This window comes from Pseudomonas sp. FBCC-B545, assembly GCF_059134095.1.
In genome coordinates this window covers 1,082,105-1,094,921 of record NZ_CP101441.1, presented here as the reverse complement: position 1 = coordinate 1,094,921, position 12,817 = coordinate 1,082,105, and the positions used below count along the sequence as shown (strand labels likewise).

Genomic DNA, 12,817 nt, shown 5'->3' with positions numbered 1-12,817 from the left:
AGCAGTATGGGGTGGGATGGACCAGCGGGAACAGGGCCTGGCAGAGATCTCGAGACCAATGGAGATCAAAATGTGGGAGGGGGCTTGCTCCCGATGACTGAATGTCAGTCACTTATCAGTTAGCTGACCCACCGTTATCGGGAGCAAGCCCCCTCCCACAGGGATCTCTGGCGGCCTTGGGACTTCAGCTTGCCTTGGTGGCGGCCTCGTCCTTGATCTCGGCGAAGTCCTCTTCGCGCAACTCAGGCAACTCCTTGGCACAGTAGGGGCTGCCCAGGTCCTTCAGTGCGCCACACATGCCGTCCAACTTGCCATCCACCGCCTGCAGGTGGTCGAGCAATTGGCCAATGGCGCGGGCCACCGGGTCGGGCATGTCTTCGCTGATACCGTAGGCATCGAAGCCGATCTTCTCGGCCATAGCCTTGCGCTTGGCCTCCTGCTCGTCGCCGACTTCCGGCTTGACGATGATGCGACCCGGAATGCCCACCACGGTGGCGCCAGCAGGTACAGCCTTGGTTACCACGGCATTGGAGCCTACCTTGGCGCCGGCGCCCACGGTAAATGGCCCCAATACCTTGGCGCCCGCCCCTACCACCACACCATTTTCCAGGGTCGGGTGGCGCTTGCCTTTATTCCAGGTGGTACCGCCCAGGGTCACACCCTGGTAAAGCGTCACGTCATCACCAATCTCGGCGGTCTCGCCAATCACGATGCCCATGCCATGGTCGATGAAGAAGCGGCGACCGACCTTGGCGCCAGGGTGAATCTCGATGCCGGTCAGCCAGCGACCGAAGTTCGACACCAATCGCGCCAGCCATTTCCAGCCCATGCCCCACAACACAGCAGACAGGCGATGGATCCAGATCGCGTGCATGCCCGGGTAGCAGGTCAGCACTTCAAAGGCATTGCGCGCCGCCGGGTCTCGGTGGAAAACGCTCTGGATGTCTTCTCGCAAACGCTCGAACATTGTTAATCCTTCCGCTTAAGAAGCTCGCCACGGGCCGCTTTCTGGGTTTCCGTGAGGATGCCACGCAATATATTCATCTCAGCCCGGCTCACCGAGCTGCGACCGTACAAGCGACGCAGGCGCGCCATTAAATGCCTTGGCTTTTCAGGATCGAGGAATTCGATGGCTACCAGGGTTTGCTCCAGGTGCTCATAGAAGCGTTCCAACTCGTCCATGGTGGCCAACTCGCCACTTTTGGTCGATGCGACTTCATCCTTCTCAACCTTGCTCGGCTGGCCTTGAGCAGCCAGCCAGGCCATGCGCACTTCGTAACTCAATACCTGCACCGCCGCCCCGAGATTCAGCGAGCTGAATTCAGGGTCGGATGGAATGTGCACGTGGTAATGACATCGCTGCAGCTCTTCATTGGTCAGGCCGGAGTCTTCACGGCCGAACACCAGGGCGATCTCAGCGCCACCGGCAGCTTCTTCCACCACTTTGGTGCCGCATTCGCGCGGATCCAGCAGCGGCCAGGGGATGCGTCGGTCACGGGCGCTGGTGCCGAGCACCAGGTTGCAGCCAACCAAGGCATCTTCCAACGTCGCAACAACCTGAGCGCTTTGCAGGATGTCATTGGCGCCGGACGCACGGGCATCGGCCTCGTGGTGCGGGAATACCCGCGGCTCGACCAGCACCAGGCGCGTCAGCCCCATGTTTTTCATGGCTCGCGCCACCCCGCCGATGTTGCCGGGATGACTGGTATTGACCAAGACGACACGAATGTTTTGCAGCAAGGGAGGCGCTCTCGGACATGGGAAAGGGGAGCAAATCTTACAGAACAGCCTAAGGTTATGCCATGAAAGCTAACGTCGTCCTTCACCTGAAGAAAGTTTCTGCTAGAATGCCCGGCTTTCTTTAACAACCTTAGGTGACACATCCATGCAGCCCATGCTGAATATCGCGCTGCGCGCCGCCCGCAGCGCCAGTGAATTGATCTTCCGCTCCATCGAGCGCCTGGATACCATCAAGGTCGACGAAAAAGACGCCAAGGATTATGTATCCGAGGTGGATCGCGCCGCCGAACAGAAGATCATCGACGCCCTGCGCAAGGCCTACCCTACCCACGGCATCCTCGGCGAAGAAACCGGCCTGCACAAAGGTAGCGGCGAAGGCGAAGACTACCTGTGGATCATCGACCCACTGGATGGCACCACCAACTTCCTGCGCGGCATCCCGCACTTTGCCGTGAGCATCGCCTGCAAATACCGTGGCCGTCTGGAACATGCCGTTGTGCTGGACCCGGTTCGCCAGGAAGAATTCACCGCCAGCCGTGGCCGTGGCGCCCAACTGAACGGCCGTCGCCTGCGTGTCAGCGGTCGTACCAGCCTGGAAGGCGCCCTGCTGGGCACCGGCTTCCCGTTCCGTGACGACCAGATGGATAACCTGGAAAACTACCTGGGCATGTTCCGCGCCCTGGTTGGCCAGACCGCCGGCATCCGCCGCGCGGGCGCAGCCAGCCTGGACCTGGCGTATGTCGCCGCGGGTCGTTTCGATGCATTCTGGGAATCGGGCCTGTCCGAGTGGGACATGGCTGCAGGCGCCCTGCTGATCCAGGAAGCTGGCGGCCTGGTGAGCGACTTCACCGGTGGTCACGACTTCCTTGAGAAAGGCCACGTGGTTGCTGGCAACACCAAATGCTTCAAGGCAGTACTGACGGCGATCCAGCCGCACCTGCCGGCTTCGCTGAAGCGTTAAGCGAGCGAGCACAAAAAAGCACCCTCAGGGGTGCTTTTTTTATGCCTGGGATTTGTGCCAGACCCGTGAATCAGCAGCAATACATATCAAATGTGGGAGGGGGCTTGCCCCCGATGGCGGCGGGTCAGCCAGCTAATCAGGTACTGACCCACTGCAATCGGGGGCAAGCCCCCTCCCACATTTTGAACTGCACCAGAGCTTTGAATAAGTGCCAGGCCCGGGATTACTGCTGGTTCTGACCGAGGATCAGACGCCCTTCCTTATCCACCGGGATCTGGCTGCCTGGCTCACGCTCCATACGCACAGTGCCTTCCTTGCCATCCAGGTTGTAACGCACGTCATAGCCAACAACCTTGTCGCTGATGTCATTGACGGTGTTACAGCGGGTTTGCGTGGTGGTGTAGGTATCGCGGTTCTGCATGCCTTCCTGAACCTTGTTACCGGCGTAGCCACCACCAACTGCACCGGCCACGGTGGCCAGCTTCTTACCGTTACCGCCACCGATCTGGTTACCCAGCAGGCCACCTGCAAGGGCACCCACTACGGTACCGGCGATTTGATGTTGATCCTGCACCGGACGCTGCCGGGTCACGGTGACGTCCTTGCAGACCTCACGAGGGGTTTTAATCTGGGTTTTCACCGGCTGCACCGCCAGCACTTGCGCATACTCAGGGCCGCTTTTTACCAGGCTGTAGGTGGCAACAGCGCCCCCGGCAGTCACACCGACAGCACCCAATACCGCACCAACCAGCAACGACTTGTTCACATGAACCTCCTGACCATCACAAGCGGACCGAAACGTCCGCGCTATACCCAGCCTTGGAGCCAAAAAAAAGGCACGAGTTCAATCTCGTGCCTTCTTTGTAACAGCGTATCAACGAACATCCATCAAGGACGGTCGTCGACCTCCTTGTCGGTAGCAGCAGGAGGGATCAGGTCTTCGCTATTGAGGTTCAGCCAGATCAGCACCACGTTGGCGATGTAGATCGACGAGTAGGTACCCGCCAGAACACCGATGAACAGCGCCAGGGAAAAGCCCCAAAGGTTGTCGCCACCGAAGATCATCAGCGCAGCAATCGCCAGCAAAGTGGAGATCGAGGTCGCCATGGTCCGCAGCAGGGTCTGGGTGGTGGAGATGTTGATGTTCTCGATCAACGTCGCCTTGCGCAGTACCCGGAAGTTCTCGCGAACCCGGTCGAATACCACGATGGTGTCGTTGAGCGAGTAACCAATGATCGCCAGCACGGCCGCCAATACGGTCAGGTCGAAGGTGATCTGGAAATAGGCCAGGATACCCACGGTCACGATCACGTCGTGGATCAGCGACACAATGGCGCCGACACCGAACTTCCACTGAAAACGGAAGGCCAGGTAGATCATGATGCCGACCAACGCCATCAGCATGCCGAGGCCGCCCTGGTCGCGCAGCTCTTCACCGACCTGCGGGCCCACGAACTCGACGCGCTTGACCGATGCCGGGTTGTCGCCGCCGACCTTCTGCAAGGCCTCAGCCACCTGGTGACCCAGTTGCGGGTCTTCGCCAGGCATACGCACCAGCAGGTCGGTGGTCGCACCGAAGCTCTGCACGACGGCTTCGTGATAGCCGGCCTTGACCAGCTCGTCGCGCACCAGGGTAACGTCGGCCGGCTTCTCGTAGGTCAGCTCGATGAGCGTACCGCCGGTGAAGTCCAGGCCGTAGTTCAGGCCCTTATGGAACCAGCTGAACAACGCCAGAACGGTAAGGAGCACGGTGACGCCGAACGCAATGTTGCGAACGCCCATGAAGTTGATTGTACGTAACATGGCAGCCCCTTAAATCCACAACTTCTTGAAGTCACGCCCGCCAAAGATCAGGTTGACCATTGCGCGGGTCACCATGATGGCCGTGAACATCGAGGTAAAGATACCCAGGGACATGGTCACCGCAAAACCTTTGACGGGGCCGGTGCCCATGGCAAAGAGAATCCCGCCGACCAACAGGGTAGTCAGGTTGGAGTCGAGAATCGCGGTAAATGCCCGGCCGAAGCCTTCGTTGATTGCACGTTGTACGGTCATGCCCGCCGCGATCTCTTCACGGATACGCGAGAAGATCAGCACGTTGGCGTCTACCGCCATACCCATGGTGAGGACGATACCGGCGATACCCGGCAGGGTCAGAGTTGCACCCAGCAGCGACATCAGGGCCAGCAGCATTACCATGTTGCCCGCCAGGGCGACGGTGGCAATGACACCGAAGAAGCGGTAGATGGCGATGATGAACAGCGACACGAACAGCATGCCCCACAGCGCCGCATCGACACCTTTGGTGATGTTGTCGGCACCCAGGCTCGGGCCGATGGTACGCTCTTCAGCGAAGTACATCGGCGCCGCCAGGCCACCAGCACGCAGCAACAGCGCCAGTTCGGACGACTCGCCCTGGCCGTTCAGGCCAGTGATGCGGAATTGAGCACCCAGCGGCGACTGGATGGTCGCCAGGCTGATGATCTTCTTCTCTTCCTTAAAGGTCTGTACCGGCACGTCTTTTTCGACGCCGTTGACCATTTGCTTGGTGTAGGTGGTGACCGGGCGCTGCTCGATGAAGATCACCGCCATGCTGCGACCGACGTTGCTGCGCGTGGCGCGGCTCATCAGTTCGCCGCCGTGACCATCCAGGCGGATGTTCACTTCAGGAGTGCCGTGCTCGCCGAAACCGGCCTTGGCATCGGTCACCTGGTCACCGGTGATGATCAGGCCACGCTCGATAAGTGCTGGAGGACGGTTGCCTTCGCGGAACTCGAACTCTTCGGAGGTCGCGCGGGTGGCACCCGGCTCAGCCGCGAGGCGGAATTCCAGGTTGGCGGTCTTACCCAGGATACGCTTGGCTTCAGCGGTGTCCTGCACGCCCGGCAGCTCAACCACGATGCGGTTGGCGCCTTGACGCTGCACGATCGGCTCGGCCACACCCAGCTCGTTGACGCGGTTACGTACCGTGGTCAAGTTCTGCTTGATGGAGTATTCGCGGATTTCGGCAATCTTGGCCGGGCTCATCGCCAGGCGCAGTACCGCCTGGCCATTGAGGTCGGCTGGCACGATGTCGAAATCATTGAAATTCTTGCGGATCAGCGCACGGGCCTGTTCGCGAGAGGCTTCGTCAGCAAAGCCCAACTGGATGGCACCGTTGAGCTGCGGCAGGCTGCGATAACGCAATTTCTCTTTGCGCAGCAGGCTCTTCACGTCGCCTTCGTAGACTTTCAGGCGCGCATCGAGGGCCTTGTCCATGTCCACTTCCAGCAGGAAGTGCACACCACCGGACAAGTCCAGACCCAGCTTCATCGGGTGCGCGCCAATGCTGCGCAGCCATTGTGGCGTGGTCTGTGCCAGGTTCAACGCAACGACGTAGTCGTCACCCATGACCTTGCGCACGACATCTTTGGCCGGCAACTGGTCTTCTTGCTTGGTCAGGCGCAACAAGCCGCCTTTGGAACCAGCCGCCAAGGTTGCCGCTTTAACCTGGATACCCGCGTCGTTGAGCGCTTTGCTCGCACGTTCCAGGTCAGCCTGATTGACCTGCAGCGAAGTGCTGGCGCCAGAGATCTGGATCGCAGGGTCATCAGGATAGAGATTGGGAGCGGAATAAATAAAACCGATCGCCAGCACCGCCAGGATCAGTACGTATTTCCACAGAGGGTATTTGTTCAGCATCACGCCGCCCGCTTATAACGCGGGGCGCCTTGCGCGCCCCGTCGATTGGTAAAGGTTGTTACTCAGATCGCTTTGAGCGTGCCTTTAGGCAGCGTGGCGGCGATGGCGCCCTTCTGGAACTTCATTTCTACGGTGTCGGAGACTTCCAGTACCACGAAAGCGTCGGAAACCTTGGTGATCTTGCCGGCGATACCGCCAGTGGTCACGACTTCGTCGCCTTTCTGCAGGCTGCCCAGCAGGTTTTTCTGCTCTTTGGCGCGCTTGGCCTGTGGGCGCCAGATCATCAGGTAGAAGATGACCAGGAAGCCGACCAGGAAAATCCACTCGAAACCACCGCCCATAGGGCCGGCAGCAGCAGGCGCAGCGGCGTCAGCCATGGCGTTAGAGATAAAAAAGCTCATTTAGCACTCCAGTTGCAAATAGTGAATCTTAGGGTCGGGAAACTCAGTCCAAGGGCGGCACAGGGAGCCCGCGCTTGGCATAGAAGGCATCGACGAAGGCGGCCAATGTACCCTGTTGAATAGCCTCGCGCAAACCAGCCATCAGGACTTGGTAGTGACGCAAATTGTGGATGGTATTCAACATGCTACCCAGCATTTCCCCGCATTTGTCCAAGTGATGCAGATAAGCACGGGAGAAGTTCTGGCAGGTGTAGCAGTCACAGGTGGAATCGAGCGGCGAATCATCATGGCGATGGAACGCGTTACGGATCTTCAGCACGCCTGTATCGATGAACAGATGCCCATTGCGGGCATTACGGGTTGGCATCACGCAATCGAACATGTCCACACCGCGGCGCACACCCTCTACGAGATCTTCCGGTTTGCCAACGCCCATAAGGTAACGAGGTTTGTCAGCGGGCATCAGGCCCGGCAGGTAATCGAGCACCTTGATCATTTCGTGCTTGGGCTCGCCCACCGACAGACCACCAATGGCCAGGCCGTCGAAGCCGATCTTGTCGAGGCCTTCCAGCGAGCGCTTGCGCAGGCTTTCATGCATGCCGCCCTGGACGATACCGAACAACGCCGCGGTATTGTCGCCATGGGCATTCTTCGAGCGCTGGGCCCAACGCAGCGACAACTCCATGGAGATGCGTGCCACGTCTTCATCGGCCGGGTACGGCGTGCATTCGTCGAAAATCATCACGATGTCGGAGCCCAGGTCACGTTGCACCTGCATCGACTCTTCCGGGCCCATGAACACCTTGGCACCGTCCACCGGCGAGGCGAAGGTCACACCCTCCTCCTTGATCTTGCGCATGGCGCCCAGGCTGAACACCTGGAAACCGCCTGAGTCGGTGAGGATCGGGCCTTGCCACTTCATGAAGTCATGCAGGTCGCCATGCTTCTTGATCACTTCCGTGCCCGGGCGCAGCCACAGGTGAAAGGTATTGCCGAGGATGATCTCGGCGCCGGTGGCGACGATGTCACGGGGCAGCATGCCCTTGACGGTGCCGTAGGTACCGACTGGCATGAAGGCCGGGGTCTCTACGGTGCCGCGCGGGAAGGTCAGGCGACCGCGACGGGCCTTGCCGTCGGTAGCCAGCAGTTCAAACGACATACGACTCATAAGTTGTCCTCAGGGCCGCGCGGCGCCGGGTTACGGGTGATAAACATCGCATCACCGTAGCTGAAAAAACGGTACTCGTTGGCGATGGCGGCTTGATAAGCGGCCATGGTTTCCGGGTAACCGGCAAAGGCCGACACCAGCATCAACAGCGTGGATTCCGGCAAATGGAAATTGGTGACCAGGCAATCGACCACATGGAATGGCCGACCCGGGAAAATAAAGATGTCAGTGTCGCCACTGAACGGCTTGAGCACGCCATCACGCGCCGCACTCTCAAGCGACCGTACGCTGGTAGTGCCCACCGCCACCACTCGCCCACCGCGCGCCTTGCACGCGTTAACCGCGTCCACGACGTCCTGGCTGACTTCCAGCCATTCGCTGTGCATATGGTGGTCTTCGATGTTCTCCACACGCACCGGCTGAAACGTACCGGCCCCCACGTGCAGGGTCACATAAGCGGTCTCGACGCCCTTGGCGGCAATCGCATCCAGCAGCGGCTGGTCGAAATGCAGGCCGGCCGTCGGTGCTGCGACCGCACCGAGACGCTGGGAGTACACCGTCTGATAGCGCTCGCGGTCCGAGTCTTCGTCGGGGCGGTCTATATAAGGAGGCAACGGCATATGACCGACACGTTCCAGCAGCGGCAACACTTCCTCGGCGAACTTGAGCTCGAACAAGGCATCGTGGCGCGCCACCATCTCGGCTTCGCCACCGCCATCGATCAACAGGCTCGAACCCGGTTTCGGTGACTTGCTGGAGCGCACATGGGCCAGCACGCGATGGCTGTCCAGCACCCGCTCCACCAGGATTTCCAGCTTGCCGCCAGAGGCTTTCTGGCCAAACAGCCGCGCCGGAATCACCCGGGTATTGTTGAAAACCATCAAATCGCCTGGGCGCAAATGCTCAAGCAAATCAGTGAATTGACGGTGTGCGAGGGCACCGCTCGGCCCGTCCAGGGTCAGCAGTCGACTGGCGCGACGCTCGGCCAAAGGGTGGCGAGCGATCAGCGAATCAGGGAGCTCAAAAGTAAAGTCAGCAACGCGCATGATGGGGTTCGTCTAGCAGGGCCGGGAAGTCTAGCGGAAATAGTCAAAATTGACCATGAAACGTGATTGACCAACGGTAATCTCATCTCTATACTTCGCCGCCATTGAGCCCTGATGGCGGAATTGGTAGACGCGGCGGATTCAAAATCCGTTTTCGAAAGAAGTGGGAGTTCGATTCTCCCTCGGGGCACCATCTTAAAGAAAGACCTTGAAATTCAAGGTCTTTTTTTTCGCCTGTAGAAAAGTGGGCAGCCGGCTGATCCCTCGCTCACCGCCAATTACCACCTGAAACACGGCCCAATGTGGGAGCTGGCTTGCCTGCGATTACCATGGGTGTCTACAAAACTTCGAGACGCCGCTGGACCCTGTGGGAGGGGGCTTGCTCCCGATGGCGGCCTGACAGACGACCAGAATGCTCGATCAGGCCGAGCACCTATCCGGTATTTAGGTAACGGCCGCTTAAGGTGACCGTTATCGCAGCAATAGATATGTACACCGACAGGGCCAATCGGGAGCAAGCCCCCCCACAGGGTCCAGCGGCGCACCCGATGAAGTTGTGTAGATACCTATACTGCGATTAAGCCAGCCCACATACCGTCAAACCATCGCCTTACACACCAACAGATACCACCTCCTCCACCACCCCATTCGGCAACATCCCATTCGCCAAATCATCCACCACCGCCTTCGCCATCTCTCCCAAATAATGCGCCGCCCAGGCATACCGATCCGCGCTGTTATCCATCGCCGCATCCAACGCCAGCATTTTGGAACAATGCAGAAGCTCGGAGGCATGCTCCAGGGCGTCGCGGATGGGCACGCCGGAATTGACGCGGAATAGACGGTGGAGGTTGGGCTGTTTGCCGCAGGTGGAAAAGGTGATGACACCGAGGGTTTTGTTGAGGGGTGGGTTGATCATTGGGCACCTCCGATCTGAGCGGCGGTGTCGATTGCGGAAGTGCGAGGATACGACCTATCAGAAACGCTCATTGCTTAAGCTCCTATGTAGTGAGCTGCCACGTTCGTTTCTCATGCGAATGGGTGGCAGCTATGCGCGGGCTGAGAAACCGGGACAATAGGAACCCGGCAGACCCGAAGGTCTCCCACGCATAGCCGCCATTACACAGACATGCGGACACAAAAAAGCGCCAACAGTCTAATGGATGGTGGCGCCTATGCGCCTATTGTTTCTCGGATTCTCAAGTCCGGTCGCTGGGTTGGAAGCGACGGGAGAAAAGTAGCGCAGGAGTGGTTGGAGATGAAAGTTAGTATCTGTGGCGAGAGATTTCCGGCGGGCAGCCAAAAGGGTTGCGGGCGTTAGGAAGAAGAAAGTCTTGCTCTAATCCCGATTATTCGTTGCGCGCTGGTATCCACCCCTTGATGTTTGTCGTCTCTGTGGCAGTTGCAGGGCCACTGCTAAATCTGCTCCGACATTAGTTTGTCGGCTTCCATCTCTATGATGGGCCGCGCCTGGTGCGTTCGTGGCACTCGTCAGATAACACCCTAAAGCCCATCGCTGCCGCACAATCAGATGGCATCTTGGTGCCGGATGAAATTGGCATGTGTGATCTGCACATCATTAGCAAAACGGTGTACATGCTCGGCAACGGCACGGGTAAAGCCCGAGCAAATGACCGAGGGCAAGCGGGCCGACAGGTGCAGGGGTGGCGCTTGCTGTTTCTCTCGACCGGCGAGAAGACGTTGGCGCAGCACATGGCGGATGCCAACAAGGAGCTGAAAGCGGGCATGGAGGTGCGCATGCTTGCGGTGCCAGCGGATGCCAGCAAGGGCCTCGGCATGTTCGATGTGCTGAACGGTTTTGAGGACACCGCCGCCCTCTCCGATGCGCTCAAGGCCCGTGTCGCCAAATACTACGGCCCCCCCTCACCGCCTTCCTCCACGCGCTGTGTGCACCTGGAGAAATGCTCAGATGGTCGGTGATCGTGCGCCGCACGGTGGAGCAGTTCATCACCCAAAACCTGCCCGCCTCGGCCAGCGGTCAGGCCCAGCGTGCCGCCCTTCGCTTTGGACTCGCCGCTGCTGCAGGTGAGTTGGCCACCGCCTTTGGCGTCACCGGCTGGCCCGATGGCACGGCCACGACCGCCGCACGGGTGTGCCTGCATGCGTGGCTGGCCGAACGTGGCGGCGCCGGTAACTTCGAGGGTGATGCGATATTGGCGCGGCTGCGCCAGGTCATCGAGCGCTTTGGAGAAAGCCGCTTCACCCGCTGGGAATCTGCCGCCGCCAAGATCGACGAGCATGGTCCACGCACGATTGATCGATTGGGCTTTCGCAAGACGATGGAACACGGCATGGGCGATGCCCTGCACACCACCAACACCTACTACGTGCTGCCTGAAGCCTGGAGGGCCGAAATCTTCAAGGGCATGAACATCAGCGCGGTCAACAAGGAGCTGCTGCAACGGGGCGTGCTTGAGCCGGGAAGTGACGGCAAGGCGTACAGCTTGATTCGCCTTCCCGGGTTAGGGCCTCAACGCTGCTACGTGGTGAAGACGGTTCCAGGAACGAATGAAGGTGAGGCCAAGGCCGCCTGACGGCATGCCTGCTGATAGAGGTAGCGCCGGCTCATTCCCGGCCTCGCCAGCCGTTCGACAACAATCCCTATCAACCGCAATACCCAGAGACAATACAGATGAACACTATCCAAGAACTGAAAGACCGCCGCGACCAACTGACACTCGAAGTGGAGAGCATTCGGCTTGACCTGGCTCCCTTCGAAGAGGCGCTGGAAAGCCCAGAGGTCATCCAGCAGGGCAGTCAACGGGCCGTGCAAGATGAAATCAACGATCACAAAAGGCGCATCGACTCGCGAAATCTGGAGATCAGAACACTGAACCAGAAGATTGATCGCCTTGAAACATTGGCAAACCGTGAGAGCCTGGCTGCCGGCTATCTCAGCGATATGGCGAACTGGAAAGCGGACGAGATGGAACTCAACGAAAAGCGCAGCAGCATCGAGACCCGGTTGCAGCAGGTCCGCCAAAGCGATCAGGAAGACATGGCAAAGGCTCGACAAGCTGAAACGGACGCAGCCACCGCTTATGCACAGGCTGTCGCCTGGGGCGATGTGGAGGGCGAGAAAGCGGCAAACGCCGAAGCTCAAAAGGCAGCAAAAAACCTCACGGCTGCGGTTGAGCATCATCGCCGTCAACAACTGCTCATCACCGCGCTGGAACAAGAGTTGATGACGATTGATCTGCACATCACGGAGGCACAAAAAGAACACGCCAAGATCGAGAACAAAGCGGCTCATCTGGCGAACACAGTGTTAGAAGAACAATGGAATGAGGCCGCGAAAACACTGCTGGAGACAGGCGGTAAGCTGTGGGCAGCACGCAACCTGATTAGTCGTGACCCGGTTGCACTGATGAAGCTGGATATCCCTGAACAGGGCGAGCACTTTGGAAGCTGGACCTGGCGAGAACTCTCAGATCGCTCTAGCCAACACAGCCTGATTGACCTATTAGCAGCCTAACCCAAACCTTCCCCGAAGCAACCGGCGAGGGTCGGCTGCTTCGGGCCAACCATAGGTCTAACCATGAATAAACCACCACAGAATAGTGCTCAGATGCCTGATTACCTGAAGGCCCGCAAGCTTCACTTGAGCCGAATAATTGCCGTCATAGCCGGCATGAAAAAGCTCAATGTAAGGGCAAACAAAGACACCAAAGTCGAGACGCTCACGATTGATGCAATCAAAGCAGAGCTCAATTTTATTGACCTCCAGCTCAAAAGAAAGAGCGGGTGATGGAGAAGCGGAAGCTTAAGCAGCTTCCGCTTCGCTAGATCCCGTACTTAC

Annotated in this window: 12 protein-coding genes, 1 tRNA gene and 1 pseudogene; 5 read left to right on the top strand and 9 right to left on the bottom strand. The window is 58.9% G+C overall.

Features of this window, described 5'->3' with window-relative positions; all coding sequences use genetic code 11:
* Positions 1–184: 184 nt before the first annotated feature.
* Together cysE and trmJ are read right to left on the bottom strand one after the other, a co-directional pair.
* The gene (cysE, locus tag NMB39_RS05090) at positions 185–967 is read right to left on the bottom strand and encodes a serine O-acetyltransferase (RefSeq protein ID WP_057021709.1); all 783 of its coding nucleotides are present in this window, start codon (positions 965–967) and stop codon (positions 185–187) included.
* 2 nt (positions 968–969) lie between these two features.
* Entirely contained in the window at positions 970–1,740 is a 771-nt protein-coding gene (gene trmJ / locus NMB39_RS05085; protein ID WP_124401842.1) for a tRNA (cytosine(32)/uridine(32)-2'-O)-methyltransferase TrmJ, read from the bottom strand.
* Positions 1,741–1,885: 145 nt separating this feature from the next.
* Between trmJ and suhB the strand changes: the two genes are divergently transcribed.
* Positions 1,886–2,701 carry a type III secretion system regulator SuhB gene (gene suhB, locus NMB39_RS05080; protein ID WP_005791195.1) on the top strand — a complete coding sequence of 272 codons (816 nt, stop codon included), beginning with the start codon at positions 1,886–1,888 and terminating at the stop codon, positions 2,699–2,701.
* Positions 2,702–2,924: 223 nt separating this feature from the next.
* Here suhB and NMB39_RS05075 read toward each other — a convergent pair whose 3' ends face one another.
* The 6 genes from NMB39_RS05075 to queA form a co-directional block, all read right to left on the bottom strand.
* Complete coding sequence (locus NMB39_RS05075) at positions 2,925–3,467, bottom strand: glycine zipper 2TM domain-containing protein (RefSeq protein WP_494339563.1); 543 nt, start codon at positions 3,465–3,467, stop codon at positions 2,925–2,927.
* A 122-nt stretch (positions 3,468–3,589) separates the two neighbouring features.
* Entirely contained in the window at positions 3,590–4,504 is a 915-nt protein-coding gene (secF, locus tag NMB39_RS05070; protein ID WP_043046812.1) for a protein translocase subunit SecF, read from the bottom strand.
* Between the two features lie 9 nt (positions 4,505–4,513).
* Complete coding sequence (secD, locus tag NMB39_RS05065; RefSeq protein WP_043046811.1) at positions 4,514–6,382, bottom strand: protein translocase subunit SecD; 1,869 nt, start codon at positions 6,380–6,382, stop codon at positions 4,514–4,516.
* A 62-nt stretch (positions 6,383–6,444) separates the two neighbouring features.
* On the bottom strand, positions 6,445–6,783 hold the full coding sequence (gene yajC / locus NMB39_RS05060; protein WP_003175975.1) for a preprotein translocase subunit YajC: 339 nt from the start codon (positions 6,781–6,783) through the stop codon (positions 6,445–6,447).
* A 43-nt stretch (positions 6,784–6,826) separates the two neighbouring features.
* The gene (gene tgt / locus NMB39_RS05055) at positions 6,827–7,942 is read right to left on the bottom strand and encodes a tRNA guanosine(34) transglycosylase Tgt (RefSeq protein WP_162493187.1); all 1,116 of its coding nucleotides are present in this window, start codon (positions 7,940–7,942) and stop codon (positions 6,827–6,829) included.
* 5 nt (positions 7,943–7,947) lie between these two features.
* Positions 7,948–8,997, bottom strand: coding sequence for a tRNA preQ1(34) S-adenosylmethionine ribosyltransferase-isomerase QueA (queA, locus tag NMB39_RS05050; RefSeq protein WP_043046810.1), 1,050 nt, complete (start codon positions 8,995–8,997; stop codon positions 7,948–7,950).
* Positions 8,998–9,105: 108 nt separating this feature from the next.
* Here queA and NMB39_RS05045 point away from each other — a divergent pair.
* Positions 9,106–9,190, top strand: a tRNA-Leu gene (locus NMB39_RS05045).
* A 417-nt stretch (positions 9,191–9,607) separates the two neighbouring features.
* Here NMB39_RS05045 and NMB39_RS05040 read toward each other — a convergent pair.
* Entirely contained in the window at positions 9,608–9,916 is a 309-nt protein-coding gene (locus tag NMB39_RS05040; protein WP_057025661.1) for a DUF3077 domain-containing protein, read from the bottom strand.
* Between the two features lie 434 nt (positions 9,917–10,350).
* On the opposite strand from NMB39_RS05040, the pseudogene NMB39_RS05035 reads away from it, so the two are divergent.
* The 3 genes and pseudogenes from NMB39_RS05035 to NMB39_RS05025 all read left to right on the top strand — a co-directional run.
* Positions 10,351–11,552, top strand: a pseudogene (locus tag NMB39_RS05035) (DUF927 domain-containing protein); the annotation flags it as partial.
* Between the two features lie 98 nt (positions 11,553–11,650).
* Positions 11,651–12,493, top strand: a complete 843-nt coding sequence (locus NMB39_RS05030; protein ID WP_259196290.1) for a coiled-coil domain-containing protein — start codon at positions 11,651–11,653, stop codon at positions 12,491–12,493.
* Between the two features lie 93 nt (positions 12,494–12,586).
* Positions 12,587–12,766: a hypothetical protein gene (locus NMB39_RS05025; protein ID WP_494340610.1), complete on the top strand. Its 180-nt coding sequence runs from the start codon at positions 12,587–12,589 to the stop codon at positions 12,764–12,766.
* The last annotated feature ends 51 nt before the right edge of the window (positions 12,767–12,817 follow it).

What these genes read in the sequence shown, in the direction of transcription:
- cysE (WP_057021709.1), bottom strand. Translation starts at nt 967, where the DNA reads ATGTTCGAGCGTTTGCGAGAAGACATCCAGAGCGTTTTCCACCGAGAC.
- suhB (WP_005791195.1), top strand. Translation starts at nt 1,886, where the DNA reads ATGCAGCCCATGCTGAATATCGCGCTGCGCGCCGCCCGCAGCGCCAGT.
- secF (WP_043046812.1), bottom strand. Translation starts at nt 4,504, where the DNA reads ATGTTACGTACAATCAACTTCATGGGCGTTCGCAACATTGCGTTCGGC.
- secD (WP_043046811.1), bottom strand. Translation starts at nt 6,382, where the DNA reads ATGCTGAACAAATACCCTCTGTGGAAATACGTACTGATCCTGGCGGTG.
- yajC (WP_003175975.1), bottom strand. Translation starts at nt 6,783, where the DNA reads ATGAGCTTTTTTATCTCTAACGCCATGGCTGACGCCGCTGCGCCTGCT.
- tgt (WP_162493187.1), bottom strand. Translation starts at nt 7,942, where the DNA reads ATGTCGTTTGAACTGCTGGCTACCGACGGCAAGGCCCGTCGCGGTCGC.
- queA (WP_043046810.1), bottom strand. Translation starts at nt 8,997, where the DNA reads ATGCGCGTTGCTGACTTTACTTTTGAGCTCCCTGATTCGCTGATCGCT.
- NMB39_RS05040 (WP_057025661.1), bottom strand. Translation starts at nt 9,916, where the DNA reads ATGATCAACCCACCCCTCAACAAAACCCTCGGTGTCATCACCTTTTCC.
- NMB39_RS05030 (WP_259196290.1), top strand. Translation starts at nt 11,651, where the DNA reads ATGAACACTATCCAAGAACTGAAAGACCGCCGCGACCAACTGACACTC.
- NMB39_RS05025 (WP_494340610.1), top strand. Translation starts at nt 12,587, where the DNA reads ATGCCTGATTACCTGAAGGCCCGCAAGCTTCACTTGAGCCGAATAATT.